This is a genomic window from uncultured Methanofollis sp. (assembly GCF_937919355.1).
In the GTDB taxonomy this organism is placed as follows: Archaea; Halobacteriota; Methanomicrobia; order Methanomicrobiales; family Methanofollaceae; genus Methanofollis.
On the sequence record NZ_CALFSA010000098.1, the window covers coordinates 1 to 1,958 of the forward strand.

General features: G+C 59.0%; 3 protein-coding genes. All 3 read left to right on the forward strand.

The features are described 5' to 3' along the window. Positions 1 to 338: 338 nt before the first annotated feature. The 3 genes from Q0520_RS04365 to Q0520_RS04375 all read left to right on the forward strand — a co-directional run bounded on the left by Q0520_RS04365 (position 339) and on the right by Q0520_RS04375 (position 1,845). Entirely contained in the window at positions 339 to 752 is a 414-nt protein-coding gene (locus Q0520_RS04365; RefSeq protein WP_298667063.1) for a type IV pilin N-terminal domain-containing protein, read from the forward strand. Between the two features lie 40 nt (positions 753 to 792). After that, complete coding sequence (locus Q0520_RS04370) at positions 793 to 1,188, forward strand: type IV pilin N-terminal domain-containing protein (RefSeq protein WP_298667065.1); 396 nt, start codon at positions 793 to 795, stop codon at positions 1,186 to 1,188. Between the two features lie 117 nt (positions 1,189 to 1,305). Beyond that, the gene (locus Q0520_RS04375; protein ID WP_298667067.1) at positions 1,306 to 1,845 is read left to right on the forward strand and encodes a hypothetical protein; all 540 of its coding nucleotides are present in this window, start codon (positions 1,306 to 1,308) and stop codon (positions 1,843 to 1,845) included. The last annotated feature ends 113 nt before the right edge of the window (positions 1,846 to 1,958 follow it).

The following is a 1,958-nucleotide window of genomic DNA, read 5'->3' on the forward strand; positions in this document are numbered from 1 at the left end:
TTATATATGATGGTGCAGTGATAGCACCGCCGTCCCCGTCCCCGTCCCCCGGATTTTGCGGTCCGGGGCGATCGCCGGCAGGATCCGGTCTGCCCATTACTCGCCATATCTCATCTTAAATTGGAAATAGGGTGTGAATATCCCCTGTCCCTCCCGTCGTGTCCTGCGGTGTCGGGGTGCCCCTGCCCGTCCGGGAATTTCGGCCCTGCGCCGCGATATTTTTCGCCTAAATCGCGATATAACGTGCACTTATGGCCAGATTAGAATAGATATCTTTATAAGTCGAGTCCTGACACCTTATGATATCCAGCCTCTGATGAGGTCTGGAGGTGAAAACGATGAAACAGTTCGCACAGGAGAAGAATGAAGAAGCAGTGTCGCCGGTCATCGGCGTCATCCTCATGGTCGCCATCACGGTGATCCTCGCGGCCGTCATCGCCGCATTCGTCTTCGGCATGGCCGGAAACATGTCCTCTTCCAAGAGCGTTGCCGCCACGGCAGCCCACACTGTTGATGGAGACAAGCAGGTGATCTCCGTCACATACCAGGGTGGCAGGGACGCCGGTCTTGTTGAGAACGTCAGTGTAAACGTCAATGACGGTAAGGTAAAGACGACATTCCCCGGTAATGTTTCCGTTGGTGACTCTTTGAAGATTAATTCGAGTGTCAATACGGGCAACAAGAACCACGTCGTTGTCACGGCATCGTTCACTGACGGCGGTTCTCAGGTCATCCTCGACACCTACGTCTGAACCCCAATCCCCTTTTTCTTTTTGAGGGCGGAGGAGACCTATGGTCCAATCCAATGAGCACGAAGATGCGGTCTCTTCGACCGTCGCCACCATCCTCATGGTCGCCCTCACCGTGATCCTCGCCGCCCTTGTCGCGTCCTTCTCCCTCGGCACACTCGGGGGCACCCCCGACAACGGAATCGTCGGGGCGAAGGCCGTCAGAACGGCCGAAGGTGCGGTCCTGGTCACCTATGTCGGCGGCGACGGTCACGACGCAGTCGACCACCTGAACTGGACGATCGACGGCACGGAGCAGACCGACAGTCTCGCCGCCGTCGTCGGGGCGTCGGCCATCAATACAACAGTATCCACAGACCCCGGCAAAAGACACCGGGTCATGGTCATGGCGACATACAGCGACGGGTCGTCGCAGGTCGTCATGGACGCCGTGGTCTGAGCAGGGGGCAGGGGGCCGGAACCCTCCCCCGCACATCTCTCCCCTCAAAAAAATGATTGGATGATTGTTTCAGTGAACAGCGTGAAACCTATGCCTCGAACCATGTGGAGATGTGATATGTACAGGATCAACCGGCCCTTTCTCGCCTCTCTCCTCGCCCTCACCCTCGTCCTCCCTCTCAATGTCTATTGTATCGGCACTCTCCTCGGGGCCGGTCTCCAGTTTCCCCTCTTCCGGTACCAGCAGACCTACCTCGGGACAAGCCTCATCTTCCTCACCCGCGACCTCGACTATGTGACCACAGGCATCCGCGCGGGTCGCACCGCCCGCTCCATCGTCCTCGGCTGCGTCGGCACCCTCTTCCTCATCGCCGCAATCACCACCCTCATCATCAGGTGGCAGGCGGCGTACGACACCGTGAGAAAACCCCTCGCCCTCCTCCTCGCTGGCGCCTGCGTGGCGTACCTCGCCTCGGCAATCGCCCAGTACGGCCCCCTCTTCCACGGCCCCGCAGGGTTCTGCATCCCTGTCGGCCTTCCCCTCATCGCAGGGGTCGCGTGGTGGGCGTACAATGCCGGGGAAGACGATGAATCCGACGGGGCCGGCGATCTTCCGGGACCTGAAAGTGATGAAGTCCCATCTGGAGATCCCAGATAACCCATGGCGGCGGCGAGGAGGCGGACCCGGTGTTCGCCACTCTCTGCCAGGACACGCTCTCCTGGTCAGGTGCTTCCAAACTATTATCAGACGATACGGCGATAATAATAATC